Source organism: Streptomyces actuosus, assembly GCF_016921115.1.
Classification (GTDB): Bacteria; Actinomycetota; Actinomycetes; order Streptomycetales; family Streptomycetaceae; genus Streptomyces; species Streptomyces actuosus_A.
In genome coordinates, this window is the sequence record NZ_JAFFZS010000001.1 from 561512 (window position 1) to 575813 (window position 14302).

Sequence of the window (14302 nt, forward strand, 5' to 3'; positions counted from 1 at the left end):
GGGGGGCCTAGAGTCAACACGGCACGGCACGGCGACAGGGCCAGGCCGGCCAGCAGGAGGTGGGACATGGCCGAGGAGAGGCCCGGGCAGCATGCGCAGAGCGGCGCGGAGGCTCCCGCACGGCGCGCCAGCGATCACGGGCGCTATGGCCGACTGAGCCGGGAGCGCGTGCTGGCCACGGCGCTGGAACTGGTGGACCGGGAAGGCCTGTCGGCGCTGAGCATGCGGCGCCTCGGCGCCGAACTCGGCGTGGAGGCGATGGCCCTGTACCGGTACGCCGACAGCAAGGACGCACTGCTCGACGGCCTGGTCGAGGCGCTCTACCAGGAGCTGGAGGAGCGGCTGGCCGCCGAGGCGCCGGCCCCCGGGACGGAACCGGACTGGCGTGCCGACCTGCACCGGATCGCACGGGTCACCTACGACGTGTGCCTCACCCACCCGCAGGCGGTGCCGCTGCTGGCGACGCGCATGCTGGCGGTGCCGCTGGCGCGCAGGCCGCTCGCCGTCCTCCGCGACCACGAGCGGGTCCTGGACCTGCTGAGGCGGGCGGGGCTGGACGAGGCCGCCACGGCCGCCGCCTTCCGGGCGTTCACGGCGTGGCTGCTGGGATACGTGTCGGTGGAGCTGCGCCCGGTCGTGGACAACCCCGACGAGCCCGAGCCGTCCTTCCGGCTCGGGCTGCACAGGATGCCGGCACAGGAGCTGCCGGTCCTGCGGGAGACGACGCCGGTCCTGGCCGAACGCGGCGGGCCGGACGGCCTGGCCACCGGACTGGACGCCCTCCTCGACCGGTTGGCGGGACCTCCCCGTTCCGGCTGAGCCCCTGCCGCGGTACGCCGGAGCGCGACCGGGGGCCGCCCCGGGCGGCACGCGCGTCACGGAGCGGCAGCGGCGGCACCCCACCGGCGGGGCGCCGACCCGGCGCGGCGGTGTCAGGCGGCCGCGCGGAGCCGGTCCAGCTCGGTACCGATCGCCTCCCGCAGCGCGTCGTGCCGCGGGCCGAGCCTGTCCCGCTCCCCGGTCCACCGGTCCGGCGGGTGCAACCACACCGGCGCACCGGCCAGTTCCGCCGGCTCCCACGTGTACCGCGGCCAGACATGGGCGTGCAGGAACGGATCCCTGTTGCCCAGGATCTCCAGGTTCACCCGGCGGAAGCCGGGATCGAGACTGCGACAGGCGCGCTCGACCGCCTCACCCAGCAGGTCCATGTCGGACAGGAACGCCAGCCGCCCGGCCCTCGGCAGGTCGGACAGCCGCTCCACACCCGGCTCGTCCACCAGGAGCACCGAGTACCCCGGCAGGAACTGGACGTCCCCGATCACCGCGAAACCCGCCGAGAGCCGCCGCAGCACGGTCGGGTTCTCGCCCCGCAGGGCGGCACCGATCCGGTCCGCCCGCCAGTCCTGTGTCGTCATGGCCCGAAGCTGTCGAAACGCGACCGGCCGCCGCCCCTTCGGCTCTGCGCCCGCACCCGGGTCGCGGCCCTCGCCTTCACTCCAACTCGCCCCACACGACGAGACGATGCGTGTAGGCGCGGGTCACCGGGTCGCGGTCCGTGCACGTCGTGAGGGTGATGCGGGCCTTGTCGGGTTCGGCGCCGGGCCTGTTCGGCACCGGCAGAACGACGCCGACTTCGGTCGGCTCCACGGTCTTCGTGGCGGTGACGCGATAGGTGTACGTTCGCCCGCGCCACTCCACGACGAGCGCATCGCCGCGCACCAGTTCGTCCAATCGATTGAACGGCTGGCCCCATCCGGTGCGGTGACCGGCAACGGCGAAGTTGCCGGTGTCGCCCGGTAGCGCCGTGCCCGGATAGTGCCCCGGCCCCTTCGCCAGGTCGTCCGGAGACACGCCCTCGACGACCACGGGGTGGTATCCGGCACCGAATCGCGGAACACGCAGGACCGCGAGCGCCGCCCCCTCCTGCGGCCCCGACGCAGGCACCGGCCCGCTCCCGGAAACGGCCGGCGAGTCGTATCCGGCCCGCGGCAGGGAGAGCTGCGCGCGCAGGTCGCGCTGGGCCTGCCCGTAATCGTGGTTCCGCTGCCAGTTCCGGTACGCGGTGAAGGCCCCCAGCAGCAGACCCGCCAGGATCAGCCCCACCCCGACAGAGCGGATCAGGTTCCGCATGATGCGACACCCCCAGGCGTTCCGGCGGGATCGCTCGTCGCACGGCCCCGCCGCGATGGACGGGGGTCAGGTGTCGTCGCCGTGCGTCCGGCGGGGGACCAGCCGCAGGAGGGCGAATCCCGCCGAGACGAGAACGAACATCACGATCCAGAACCAGATGCTGTCCACACCGCCGGTGACGGGCAGCATGCCGGCACCGGCTCCCGCGGTAGCCGCCGTACCCGCGCCTGTGTAGTCCGCCATGATGTACCCCTTTCGAACGCAGCGAGCACGACGGAATGACCGGAGCACGTACGAGCCTCTGACCCCACCCCGCCGTACACTGCACGTTTACGATGTATATATACACTTTGGACCCGCTGGGCGACGAGGGCAAGCGGAGCCCCCATCCACTTCCCGAGCCACCCTCCCCCGTCGCGTTTGACGCGCCACGACACCGGCCGGATACTGGAAATCAGCGTACGTTTACATCGTAAACGCAGATGGCAGACCGGCACGGTTCGACCGAAGGACGGACGCCATGCCCCCTATCCAAGGCCCCCGCCCTGTCCTCGACGGCCGGGTCCCGCCCACCCGGACGCCTCCCCGCCCCCGGCTCGGGCCGGGGGGACCCCGGGCGACGAAGGGGCCGGGAGTCGTGGTGGCGCTCGTCCCCGCGTACAAAGAGGTGGACTCGCTGCAGCACGTCCTCGACGCGCTCAACGCCCAGACGCGCCCGCCCGACCGCATCGTCGTGACCCTCGACCCGCACAAGGAACCGGCAAGGACCGCCGAACTGGAACGGATCGGCCGCGGGGCCGGCGCCGAGGTACGGCACTCGGTCGGCAACCGGTACAAGAAGGCCGGCAACCTCAACGGGGCACTGGCCGAACTCCTGCCGTCCCTCTCGGAGGGCGACGCGATCCTCGTGCAGGACGCCGACACCTACCTCGACCCCCGCTTCATCGAGGTGGCCCTCGCGAAGCTGCTCGAGGGCCACGGTGCCGCTGGCGGCAACTTCCGCGGCCGCGGCGGCGGCGGGCTGTGCGGAGCCTTCCAGCGGAACGAGTTCGCCCGGTATGCCCGGGACACGGCCCGCAAACGCGGAAAGGTGCTGTGCCTGACGGGCACCGCCTGCCTGTTCCGGGCAGAGGCGCTCAAGGACGTGCTGGGGGCGCGCGGGAACGGCGAGCTGCCGGCCGCGGACGGTGTGTACGACACCAAGGTGCTGACCGAGGACAACGAACTCACCCTGGCCCTGAAGCACCGCGGCTGGCGCGTCGTGGCACCTGCCGGGGCCACCATGACGACCGAGGTCATGCCTACGTGGCGCGAGCTGGCGCGGCAGCGGCTCCGCTGGAAGCGCGGAGCCCTGGAGAACCTCTTCGACTACGGGCTGACGCGCCACACTCTCGAAGGATGGGTCAGGCAGCTGGTCGCCCTGCTGGGCACCGCCGTGTCGGCCTTCTACCTGGGCGCCCTGCTGTGGTTCCTGTGCAGCGGAGCCGGCGTTCGCATCGCACCGTTCTGGTTGCTGCTCTCCGCGTTCTACGCGATCGAGCGGGCGATCACCGTGAACGCCCGGGGGTGGCGGGTGGCGGCTGCCTCGATGCTGGTCCTCCCGGAATGGTGCTACGACCTGTTTCTCCAGGGGGTGCACCTGCGGGCGCTGACTGAGACGGCTCTGCGCAGGGAGCGCACCTGGTAGGGCGCGTCGGGTTGCCCCCGGTCCGCCGCAGCCGGGTCCGTGGAAGCGGGCATCGGCCGGACCAGGAGACGGGACAGGGGATGGGTGTGGACGTGACCGCGGAACGGGTGACCCGCTGCCGTGCGAGCGGGTGACGGCGTACGCCATGAACGGGCACCGCGACGCCGAGTGACCCGGGCGACGCGCTCGCCCGGCCGGGAACGCGGCCCTTCGACCTCACCGGCCGCCCGATGCGCGGCCGGCGCGTCGTCGGCGCGTCGGCCCTCGCCGAGGACGAGGACCCCGCCGACCGGATTGACCGGGGGCACGGCTTCGCGTCGGTCCTGCCCCCGAAGTAGGCCCCCTCGGTGGGGAAGGCAAGGGCCGCCCGCCCGCGCCTACCCCGCGGTCCGCTCGGCGACGAGCAGCGCGTAGCCGAGCACGCCGTCGGCGACCGCGGCCCGGGCCGCGTCCAGAACCGCCGGTGCCGACGCCAGGTCCACACCGGCCTCGGCGAGGCGGGCCGGGACAGTGACGCGCAGCAGGTCCAGTCGGGCCTGGATCCGGTCGATCATGCGGAGCATCGCGTCGTCGTGCCGCTCCGTGACGAGGGTGCGCAGCCCGACCGCGGCCAGGATCTCGGCGTACGCCTCCAGCGGACGGGCATCGGCGACGCAGGCGATGCGGGCGGCCGGGCCGCGCAGCTCGGGCGGGATGCGGTCGGTCTCGGCGGTGACGTCGCTGATGCCGAGGCGGCCCCCGGGCCGCAGGACGCGTGCGAACTCGGCGGCGGCTCGGCCCTTGTCGGGGAAGGTGCACAACGCGCACTCGCACACCACGGCGCCGAAGGTGGCGTCCCCGTACGGGAGACGCTCGGCGTCACCGGTGATGAACCGGGCGCGGCCGGCCAGCCCGGCGGCCCGGGCCGCGTCCCGCGCGCGGGCGGTGTTCGCCGCCGCGTAGTCCACGCCGTCGGCCTCGACGCCGTAGGCGTGCGCGAGGAGCAGGGCGGTGGTGCCGCGCCCGGAGGCGACGTCGAGGACCCGGGTGCCCGGGGCGAGGGCGAGGATGTCGGCGAGTCGGCGGGTCAGGGCGGTACCGCCGGGATGGTACGACTCGCCGAGGAGCAGGGCGACGGCGTCCGAGGAGTACGCGGCACCGCAGCAGGACTTCAGCGGCTCCCCGCTCGGCGGCCGGTTCACGACGGGCCCTCTCCCTGCCCGCTCGTGGCGTCCGGCGTGCGTTCGGCGCCGCCGCCCTGCGCGGCGTTCCCCGCCTCGGGGCCGGCGCTCACGGTCTTGGAACCGTACGGGGTCGGTGTCAGGCGGTCGGCGAGCGGCAGGGCGTTGGGCGCGACCGGGGCGACCGGCACGCCGGACATCTCGGCGCGTACCTGCTCGCGGTAGCCGACGGAGTTGTACGCGCAGAACGGGATCAGCCGCCCGTCGGGGGTGATCTCCTCGACGCAGCACTTCATCAGCTGCCTGACGTTGAGGGTGTACGGGTCCTGGAAGTCCTGCACGACGATCATGAACGCCTTCTCGTCGAGGTGCTTCACCGCCTCGGGCAGGTCGATGCCGCACGCTCCCCCGCTGCCGAGGGCGTCGGAGTTGCCGCCGCAGCCCAGCGCTTCGGCGGTGGCCCGCAGCCGGTCCTCGGTCACGCCCGCGCCCATGACCGCGGAGGCCGACCACAGCTTCTCCAGCGCCTCGCGGATCCCGGGGTCGGGCATGACGCGGTTGGTGACGTAGTCGAGGTGCTCCTCCACGTCCAGCAGCCGTGGGAGCGGGACGACGACGCGGTCGCCCGGTTCGCCGTCCACGAGCAGGTAGGTGACGGAGCGGCAGGTCGGGAAGCAGCAGGGCACGGGGAAGAAGTCGCCCGGTCGGAACCAGGCCGGGCGCTGCTCGTTGATCAGCCGGATGACGTCGGGGTTGGTGAGGCGGTCCAGCGGGTCGAAGGCGATGTGGCGGCCGGAGTGGGTGACGGGCTGGAACACCACGGAGCGCACCGCGGGATGGTCGATGCCGTACTCGATGATCGCCCCGAGTTCGTGCTCGTTGAGTCCGCGCTCGACGGCGGCGACCAGGGTGACGGTCAGGCCGGCCGCGGCGCAGTTGTCGAGCGCCTTCTGCTTGACCGCGCGCAGGTCCCGGCCGCGGATCTCCCGGTGGGTGCGCTCGTCGAAGCCGTCGAACTGGAGGTAGACGTTCACCGACCGGCCCGGCACCCGGTTGCGCCTGCCCAGTTCGGCGGCGAAGTTCCTGTCGCCGGCCAGCCGGATGCCGTTGGTGTTGAGGGTGACGCTGTTGATCGGGCGGGCCTGGGCGAGGTCGACGAAGTCGAGGATGTGGCGGTGGATGGTGGGCTCGCCGCCGGAGAACATCACCACCTCCGCCTCGCCCTCGCTCGCCACGAAGGCGTCGAGCATCCGCTCGCACTGCTCGTGGGTGAGCGCGTAGCCTCCCCCGCTCGCGGCGCCGCTCGATCGGGGCGACCCCCATGGCTGGTGACCGGAGTCGGCGAAGCAGATCGGGCAGTCCAGGTTGCAGCCGGTGTTGACCTCGATGATCCCCAGGCAGGCGTGCTGCTTGTGCTCCGGGCACAGCCCGCAGTCGCTCGGGCAGCCGTCCCTCACCTCGGTCTGGAAGGTGAGAGGGAGGGTGCCGGGCTTGTTGAAGCGGGCGGAGGACACATACTCCTCGGCATCCCCGTACACCAGTGCCTCGAACTCGCCGTGGTCCACACACCGTTTGCGCAGGTACACCTTGCGGTCGCGGATGTTGACCTGCGCGTCGACGGTCGTCTTGCACAGTGGGCAGACGGACTTGGTGAACTCCACGAACACCTCGTCCCTGTCGGCCCCGCGCCGCGGCGCCGGTGCCTCGGACATCACAGAACTCCTCTCGAAGGGGACGGTCGTGCCGGCCACCGGGGCGCCGCCGTCCGGGGCGCGCCCGCTGTCAGCGGTGCCGGTTGCCTCACGGCGCCGCCGCGCGCCGCTCGGCCTCCTGCCGTACGGCGGCCAGGGTCGCAGTGACGGCCGCCTCCCACCGGGGAGCGACCAGGCCTCCCCACCACTGCCCCGCACCCCACAGATCGGTGGCCAGCTCGCCCGCGTACACCAGCCGTGTCCCGGGGCCGTACTCGGTGAGGGTGAACGTCTCGGTGACTGCGGGCACCGGCCCGCGCACGAGCCGGAAGTCGATCCGGTCCGGGCGGGCGAACCGCACCGTCTCCACCGTCGTCGCCGTCAGCCGCCCCCCGGCGACCGGGGTGCGGTGGGCGGCGAGCACCATGTCGGTGCCCCGCTCCAGCACGGTCACCTTCTCCCGCATCGCCCGCGTGGCCCGGCCCAGGTACGGCTGGGTGACGACGTCGAACACGACCGTGCGCGGCGCCGCGATGTCCACGGTGCGCGGGCCGAGTGCACGGGTTCTCCGACCGGCCCGCACGTCCAGCGGCAGCGCCCCCGTCACCAGTCCCAGATATCCGGCCGCGACGGCTCCGCCCGCCATCACCGCCCCCGCCACCAGAGCGCCGATCCGCACCATTGCCCGACCTCCACGCGTGTCCGTCCGTTCCGCACACCGACGCTAATGCCGCACGGCCCGGCGACGGGTGAGCGCGTGAAGCTTCGTCACGGCGCGTCGCGCCCTACGGTGGACACCATCACCGCGTGTGTGCGGAGGCGAAGAACATGAAGTCGCTGCTCGACCGGGCGGACAGCAGAGCCGCCACGAACGCGTTGCTGGCCGAGGTCCGCGGCGGGACCTTCCGCCCGGCCGCCGTGGGGAGGTTCCTCGGGCTCGCCGTGCGCCGCTCGCTGCACCAGGCCGTCCGCCGACCGCGTGCCCTGGCCGAACTGACGGTCCTGCACGGCGCCCTGTACACGCCGGCGTCCGGCAGACGGCCAGGAAGGCGCTGGGTGGCGGTCAGCTGGGCACTCGCGGTGCTGCACCTGGGGCTGCTGGAGCACCGCACCCGCCTGACCCTCCCGGACGCCCTGACGCTGGTCCGCGCCAATCTCCCGGCCCTGCCCGTCGGCGACCACCGCGCCTGCGGGGTGGTGGCGATCGGCTTGGACGTGGCCGACGGACGACTCGCCCGCCACCAGGGCACCGAAACGCCCTTCGGCGCCTACGCCGACACCTTCGCCGACGCCGCCTTCTGGATGTGGCTCACCCTGCGCCACGAGCCCGACCGCGCCGTCCGGGCCGCGGCGGTGGCCGTATGGGCGCTTCCCGTCGTCGCCGTCACCGGTCTCGCGCTGTGCCGCGGTGCCGTGCCCGAGCGGCCCCGCCCCGTTCTGCTGCGGCCTGCCGCCGCCCTGCAGATCGTCGTCGCGCTGCGGCGTCTCACCCGTCGCTGACGCCCCGCTCGCCCCTGACCGTCCCGGGAGCCGGTCCGCTTCACGCTCCGCCCGGGCTCACCCGTTCGACGTGCCCCCATCGAGGTTCCGGCGCCCGTCGCGGAACCGGTCCGCACCCGGTCCGGACGGGCGATCCCCCGGCCTGGTGCGGAGGAATTCCCGCGGTCGGCACGGAGGGATCTCCCGCGGCGCCGCGCGGTGGGCATCCCCGCAGCCCGCGCCGTGGGCGTCCCGGCTTCGGGGGCGGGAGGCGTCACCGGCCGGTCGGGCCGCCGGTCCTCGGCGGGCGCGCCGCCTGCTCCTGCCGGCGCCGGGCCGTCGGCGCGGGGCCGCCCTGCGCGGGGCGGCGCCCGGGCTCGCTCAGGGTCTGGCGCACCGCCGGGCCGAGGTGGCGGATGATCTCCTCGTGGCTCATCGAGGCCATCGGCTCCACGCGCAGCAGATAGCGGGTGGTGATGAGCCCGGCGACCTGCGCGCAGAAGGCCATGGCGCGCCGACGGGCGGCGGTGCCGCCGAGCGAGGCGGCGACGCGGTCCACGATCTCGCGTTCGACGAGCTCCCGGAGGAGCGCCGCGAAGGTGTCGTCCTGAACGGCGTTCCGGACCAGTGCGAGCAGGACGGGGCCGGACTCCGGGTCGTCCCACGCGGCGAGCACGCGCTGCAGGGCCCGCTGGGGAAGGGTCGCGGGATCTCCCTCCAGCACCTCGGCCACGACGTCCGCCGGGTTGACGGAAAGCGCCAGCGCGGCACCGAACAGGCCCTTCTTGGAGCCGTAGAAGTAGCTGATGAGGGCCAGGTCCACACCTGCTTCGGTCGCGATGGAGCGCAGGGTCACGGCGTGGTAGCCGTCCTGGAGGAATCGGCGGCGGGCGACGTCGAGGATCTCGGCCCTGGTGTCCGGGCTGCCGGGACGCCGGCCGCGGCGCTGGGCTTTATTCATCATCATTGAAATCCTATCCCGCGGGACCGCTCGTCACCCGGCGGCGGTCACCGCGGTTCCCGGCCGACCGCCGGCCGCCGCCCCCATGTCATCGGGCGCGGCCCGGCCCCGTGCCGCGGACGTCCGGGGCCGCGCGGGGCCCGGCACCGCCGCCGACCTTATTCATCATGGTGGAATTCGCACCCGCGGCGCCTGCACCGTGGCCCTGCGGACAGCCCGCCGGCTGACCGCGTCCGCAGGCTCCGTGCACCCCGGCACCCCGTCGGGAACTCCAGGAAGAACATCACATGAGCGTCGTGCAGCCTCTCGATACCGCCCGTCCCGCGCCGCCCCCCGTCCGCCAGACCCTCGTCCTCGTCATCACCTGCCTGGCCCTGGGCGGCGTGGTCGCGGCGATGGCGTCGCTCAACGTGGCGCTGCCCAACATCGCCAGGGAGACCCACGGCAGCCAGACCCAGCTGTCGTGGATCATCGACGCCTACAGCCTGGCGTTCGCCTCGTTGCTCCTGCCGGCCGGTGCGCTGGGTGACCGGTTCGGCCGCCGCAGGGCTCTGCTCGCCGGTCTGGCGATCTTCGGGGCGGGCTCGGGGGCGGCGGCGCTCACCACCGATCCCACGACGCTGATCGCCTTGCGTGCCGTGCTCGGGGCGGGGGCCGCCCTGGTCATGCCGGCCACCCTGTCCACGATCACCAGCACGTTCTCCGGAGCGCAGCGGGCCCGCGCGGTCAGCGTGTGGGCCGCGGTCGCGGGGGCCAGCGCGGTGGTGGGGATCCTGGCCTCGGGGCTGCTGCTGGAGCTGTGGTCCTGGCCCTCCGTGTTCGTGCTGAACGTCGTCCTCGCGCTGGTCGCCCTGGTCGGCACCCTGCTGTACGTGCCGGAGTCGGCCGAGCCGGACGCCTCGCGGATCGACGTGGTCGGCGTGCTGCTGTCGGTGGTGTGCCTGGCGGCGATCGTCTACTCGGTGATCGAGGCCCCGACCCGGGGCTGGGGCGACGCGGCGACCCTCGGCGGCATCGGCCTGGGGGTGGTGCTGCTGGCGGCCTTCGTCGTCTGGGAACTACGGCAGTCGAACCCCCTGCTGGACCCTCGCCTGTTCCGCAACCGGCGCTTCACGGCCGGCTCGCTGTCGATGACGCTGGTCTTCTTCGGCTTCTTCGGCTTCATCTTCGTGATCATGCAGTACCTGCAGATGGTGCGCGGGGACAGCGCCCTGGTCGCCGCGGTGAGCATGCTGCCGCTGTCCGTGGGCATGGTGCCGTCCTCGCGGCTGAGCCCGCGCCTGACCGCCCGATTCGGAGCGAGGGGCCCGTGGGTCGTCGGGCTGCTGGCCGTCGCCGTCGGCATGGGCGCCCTCGCCCAGATCGACGCCCGGAGCTCCTACTGGCTGATCGCCACCGCGCTCTTCTGCAACGGCCTCGGAATGGGGCTGGCGATGACTCCGGCGACCACCGCCATCACCGGCGCCCTGCCGCGGGCACTGCAGAACGTCGGCTCGGCGATGAACGACCTGACGCGGGAGCTCGGCGGGGCGCTGGGGATCGCGGTTCTCGGCAGCATCCTGAGTGCCACCTACCGCGATGGGCTGGACCTGACCGGCGCGCCCCCGCAGATCGCCGAGGCGGCCCGGTCCTCCCTGGCCGCCGCGAACGCCGTCGGAGGCCCCGTGGCCGACCAGGCCCGGACGGCCTTCCTCGACGGCATGCGGTTCGCCCTGCTGGGCAGCAGCACGGTCGCCCTGCTCGCCGTGGTCGCCGTGTCCCTGCTGCTCCGGCGCCCGGAGCCGGCACCGAAGTAGCCGACGCGCCGCCCGCTCACCCGGCGCCGGGCCTCCGCGCCCGCCGGGCACCCGGCCCCGGGGAGGCCGTGGCGGGCGGGCGTCCCGTGGGCCCGGCGGGTGCGGGAGGCCGGTGCGGTCCGGCCGCCGCCCCGCCTCCACCGCGTCGCGGCAGGACACCGGCCGGCCCGGCGCCCTGCCGTGGATCCGCCGCCGACCCGCCCGGACCGCACGTGGCCGGGGGCTGCGCGGCACGCGGAGCACGTGTGAGCCGCGGGGGGTGCAACAGGGTGCCGCTCCCTCCGTGCCCGGAGGGAGCGGCACGATTCCGTGTGCCGGGCTCGCGCGGGGCCTCGGTCCGGCGAGTGGAGCAGGAGAGCGGGACGGAGAACTCGACGGGTGGGAGCCTCACGCCGGTGATGCGGCGCGCCCCTGCCCACCGGCGGCCGCGGCCCGTCGTCGGAGCCGGCGGAGGGCGGCCTCGCCCCAGCGGATGTTCTCCCGCTCGAACGCCATGCCGCGCATCAGCGTCAGGTACGGCCCGATCCGCTCGGCCTCCTCGAAGTACTCGTCCTCCGTGCGCCCCTTCAGCAGGCGCTCCCGGATGCGTTCGTACCGCGCGAGCTTGGCCGCGGCCCAGTCCGTGCGCTCGCCGATCGCCGCGCATACGGCCTCGATGTCGCCGACGTCCGCGCACTGCACCTTGACCAGGAGCTCGTCACGGATCGTCGTCGGCCGGGCGGGCGGTTCGGAGACGTAGGCGCGCACGGCTTCCGTCCCGGCCTCGGTGAGGGAGAACAGCCGCTTGTTCGGGCGGCGCTCCTGTGCGACGACCCGGGCGGTGACGAGGCCCTCGCCCGACATGCGCTCCAGCTCGCGGTAGAGCTGTTGGGGGGTGGCCATCCAGAAGTTCGCCACGGAGGCGTCGAACTGCTTGGCCAGGTCGTACCCGGACGCTTCCCCTTCGAGGAGGGCCGCCATCAGCGCGTTCCGCAGGGCCATGCGGGGACGCTAGCACAGCGTTGATCATTCGCGGATTCGACGGGTGGAGGCCGGCCGGGGGCTGGACAAGGCCCGGAAGGCGTCCATAGCCTCCGCTGCACCTAGTCAACTAATTGAGTAGAGGTGATCCCGTGCACCCCTTCCGCAAGGCCGTCGAGACCCAGGACCACGCGGCCGTCGAGGCGCTGCTCGCCGAGGACGTCGTCTTCACCAGCCCCGTCGCCTTCAAGCCGTACCCGGGCAAGGCGATCACCGCCGCGATCCTGCGCGGGGTCTCCCGGGTCTTCGAGGACTTCACCTACGTGCGTGAGATCGCGAATCCGGACGGCCGCGACCACGCGTTCGTCTTCACGGCGACCGTCGGCGGCAAGCAGATCCAGGGCTGCGACTTCCTCCACTTCGACGAGGAAGGGAAGATCGACGACTTCCTGGTCATGGTCCGGCCGCTCTCCGCGGCGACGGCGCTGTCCGAGGCCATGGGCGCGCAGTTCGACCGGATCGCCCGGGAGGCGGCCGCCGGGTGACAGGCGTCGAGAGCCCGGGTGGTACCGGACCGGCCGCCACGGCGCTCGGACGCGCCGCCTCCGCGCGCTGAACGGGCGACCCGGCGCCGCTCCGCCGCGTCCACCGCCCCGCCCCGGGAGCGGCCCGACGCGGCTCCCCCGGCCGAAAGGCCCCGGACGGCACGGGAGGAGCGGCACCGAGCATGACCGAGAGGCCGTCTCGGATCTCTCCGACACGGCCTCTGATCTGCGACTCTCACGAGTCGGGACGACAGGATTTGAACCTGCGACCCCTTGACCCCCAGTCAAGTGCGCTACCAAGCTGCGCCACGTCCCGGTCTGCGTCTCTCGCGGTGCTCCGCGTGATCGCGACGGAGAGAACTCTACCTCACACCGGGGGCCGCCCCGAAGTGGTCCCGGCCGCGGGAGAGGACAATCGAGGAATGAGCGACACGGGTCGGACGGACGCCGCAGACACCGCGCGGCCGGGCGGTGCGCGAGACCGGGACGGTGCGGGCCGCGCCCGGAACGCCCGGCCACGGGACGGGCTCGGACGCCCCCTGCCCTACGGCACCCCAGGGGTGCCGCGGCAGCCCGAGGGGGTCGTCCGCACGCCGGACGAGACCGTGGCGGAGGCGCAGGCCCTGCTGGACACGGGCCGCCCGTTCCACGCGCACGAGGTGTTCGAGGACGCCTGGAAGTCGGGGCCGCGGGGCGAACGGACCCTGTGGCGGGGGCTGGCCCAGCTCGCGGTGGGCCTCACGCACGCCGCCCGCGGGAACACCACCGGCGGGGCCCGGCTGCTGCGGCGCGGGGCGGGGGCCGTGGCGGAGTGGACCGCCGGAGCAGGCGAGGCGCGGCCGTACGGGCTGGATCTCGCGGGCCTGGTCGCCTGGGCCGGCGAACTGGCCGCGCAGGTGGAGACGGGCGGGGCCGCCGTCGACGCGCGGCAGCGGGCACCCCGGCTGCGCTGACCGGCGGGCGGTGCGGTCACGGTCCGTGGCGTACGGCAGACTCGGGGCGTGCGAACCATTCATGTCATCGGCATCGGCGCGGGCGACCCCGAGCAGCTCACCCTGCAGGCGGTCAGGGCGCTGCGGAGCACGGACGTGTTCTTCGTCCTGGACAAGGGCGAGGTGAAGAGCGACCTGACGCGGCTGCGCCGGGAGATGCTGCGGACGCACTGTCCGGACGGCGGCTACCGCGTGGTCGAGGCACGGGATCCCGAGCGGGACCGCGGGGCGGACGGAGCGTCGTACTCGCCGGCCGTGGGCGACTGGCGCAGCGCCCGCGCCGACATCTACGCGCGGCTGATCGCCGAGGAACTCGGTGAGGACGGGACCGGGGCGTTCCTGGTCTGGGGGGACCCGGCGCTGTACGACAGCACGATCGCGATCCTGGACGAGGTGCGGGAGCGCGGCCGGGTCCCCTTCGCGTACGACGTCGTTCCCGGGATCAGCAGCGTCTCCGCCCTGGTCGCCCGGCACCGCATCGGGCTGAACAGGGTGGCGCGGCCGGTGCAGATCACCACCGGCCGGCGACTCGCGGAGAGCTTCCCCGAGGGCGTGGACGACGTGGTGGTGATGCTCGACGCACATCAGGCCTTCCAGCGGTACGCGGACCAGGACTTCCACATCTACTGGGGTGCCTACATCGGCACCCCGGACGAGATCCTGGAAGCCGGCCCGATCGCCGAGGCCGCGCCGCGGATCGAGCGGCTACGCGCGGAGGCCCGCGAGCGCAAGGGCTGGATCATGGACACCTACCTGCTGCGCCGCGGCTCCGGGGACGACAGGGCATAGCCCCCCGCGCCCGCCGTGCCTCGGGCCCCGGCGCGGGTCCCGTCCCGACCGTCGCGTCCGCTGCCCGGCGCGCGTTGCGTCGTCGGCTTCGCTTCGATGTGTCAAGGCGGGC

Annotated in this window: 15 protein-coding genes and 1 tRNA gene; 7 read left to right on the forward strand and 9 right to left on the reverse strand. The window is 73.7% G+C overall.

Annotation, left to right across the window (positions count from 1 at the left end):
* The first annotated feature begins 66 nt into the window (after positions 1–66).
* Positions 67–819 carry a TetR/AcrR family transcriptional regulator gene (locus tag JS756_RS02470; protein ID WP_205381203.1) on the forward strand — a complete coding sequence of 251 codons (753 nt, stop codon included), beginning with the start codon at positions 67–69 and terminating at the stop codon, positions 817–819.
* A gap of 113 nt (positions 820–932) precedes the next feature.
* On the opposite strand, the gene JS756_RS02475 is transcribed toward JS756_RS02470, so the two are convergent.
* The 3 genes from JS756_RS02475 to JS756_RS02485 form a co-directional block, all read right to left on the reverse strand.
* On the reverse strand, positions 933–1415 hold the full coding sequence (locus JS756_RS02475) for an HIT family protein (RefSeq protein ID WP_205381204.1): 483 nt from the start codon (positions 1413–1415) through the stop codon (positions 933–935).
* Between the two features lie 76 nt (positions 1416–1491).
* Positions 1492–2130 carry a class E sortase gene (locus JS756_RS02480; protein ID WP_205381205.1) on the reverse strand — a complete coding sequence of 213 codons (639 nt, stop codon included), beginning with the start codon at positions 2128–2130 and terminating at the stop codon, positions 1492–1494.
* 66 nt (positions 2131–2196) lie between these two features.
* Complete coding sequence (locus JS756_RS02485; protein WP_205381206.1) at positions 2197–2373, reverse strand: hypothetical protein; 177 nt, start codon at positions 2371–2373, stop codon at positions 2197–2199.
* Positions 2374–2767: 394 nt separating this feature from the next.
* On the opposite strand from JS756_RS02485, the gene JS756_RS02490 reads away from it, so the two are divergent.
* Complete coding sequence (locus tag JS756_RS02490) at positions 2768–3817, forward strand: glycosyltransferase family 2 protein (RefSeq protein ID WP_205381207.1); 1050 nt, start codon at positions 2768–2770, stop codon at positions 3815–3817.
* 377 nt (positions 3818–4194) lie between these two features.
* Here the strand turns inward: JS756_RS02490 and JS756_RS02495 are convergent, their stop codons facing one another.
* From JS756_RS02495 to JS756_RS02505, 3 genes are all read right to left on the reverse strand, one after another.
* Positions 4195–4998, reverse strand: coding sequence for a class I SAM-dependent methyltransferase (locus tag JS756_RS02495; protein ID WP_205381208.1), 804 nt, complete (start codon positions 4996–4998; stop codon positions 4195–4197).
* Positions 4995–6689, reverse strand: a complete 1695-nt coding sequence (locus JS756_RS02500) for a radical SAM protein (RefSeq protein WP_205381209.1) — start codon at positions 6687–6689, stop codon at positions 4995–4997. Before JS756_RS02500 ends, JS756_RS02495 begins: the two co-directional genes overlap by 4 nt.
* Before the next feature lie 88 nt (positions 6690–6777).
* The gene (locus JS756_RS02505) at positions 6778–7350 is read right to left on the reverse strand and encodes an SRPBCC family protein (RefSeq protein WP_205381210.1); all 573 of its coding nucleotides are present in this window, start codon (positions 7348–7350) and stop codon (positions 6778–6780) included.
* A gap of 125 nt (positions 7351–7475) precedes the next feature.
* Between JS756_RS02505 and JS756_RS02510 the strand changes: the two genes are divergently transcribed.
* Positions 7476–8168, forward strand: coding sequence for a CDP-alcohol phosphatidyltransferase family protein (locus tag JS756_RS02510; RefSeq protein WP_307790240.1), 693 nt, complete (start codon positions 7476–7478; stop codon positions 8166–8168).
* Positions 8169–8421: 253 nt separating this feature from the next.
* Here JS756_RS02510 and JS756_RS02515 read toward each other — a convergent pair whose 3' ends face one another.
* Positions 8422–9114, reverse strand: coding sequence for a TetR/AcrR family transcriptional regulator (locus tag JS756_RS02515; protein WP_205381211.1), 693 nt, complete (start codon positions 9112–9114; stop codon positions 8422–8424).
* Positions 9115–9395: 281 nt separating this feature from the next.
* On the opposite strand from JS756_RS02515, the gene JS756_RS02520 reads away from it, so the two are divergent.
* On the forward strand, positions 9396–10904 hold the full coding sequence (locus JS756_RS02520) for an MFS transporter (protein WP_205381212.1): 1509 nt from the start codon (positions 9396–9398) through the stop codon (positions 10902–10904).
* Positions 10905–11291: 387 nt separating this feature from the next.
* Here the strand turns inward: JS756_RS02520 and JS756_RS02525 are convergent, their stop codons facing one another.
* Positions 11292–11885: a PadR family transcriptional regulator gene (locus tag JS756_RS02525; RefSeq protein ID WP_205381213.1), complete on the reverse strand. Its 594-nt coding sequence runs from the start codon at positions 11883–11885 to the stop codon at positions 11292–11294.
* Positions 11886–12016: 131 nt separating this feature from the next.
* Between JS756_RS02525 and JS756_RS02530 the strand changes: the two genes are divergently transcribed.
* Entirely contained in the window at positions 12017–12409 is a 393-nt protein-coding gene (locus JS756_RS02530; RefSeq protein ID WP_205381214.1) for a nuclear transport factor 2 family protein, read from the forward strand.
* Positions 12410–12651: 242 nt separating this feature from the next.
* Here JS756_RS02530 and JS756_RS02535 read toward each other — a convergent pair.
* Positions 12652–12725, reverse strand: a tRNA-Pro gene (locus JS756_RS02535).
* A gap of 106 nt (positions 12726–12831) precedes the next feature.
* Here JS756_RS02535 and JS756_RS02540 point away from each other — a divergent pair.
* Positions 12832–13362, forward strand: a complete 531-nt coding sequence (locus JS756_RS02540; RefSeq protein WP_205381215.1) for a DUF309 domain-containing protein — start codon at positions 12832–12834, stop codon at positions 13360–13362.
* A 48-nt stretch (positions 13363–13410) separates the two neighbouring features.
* On the forward strand, positions 13411–14190 hold the full coding sequence (cobF, locus tag JS756_RS02545; protein WP_205381216.1) for a precorrin-6A synthase (deacetylating): 780 nt from the start codon (positions 13411–13413) through the stop codon (positions 14188–14190).
* The last annotated feature ends 112 nt before the right edge of the window (positions 14191–14302 follow it).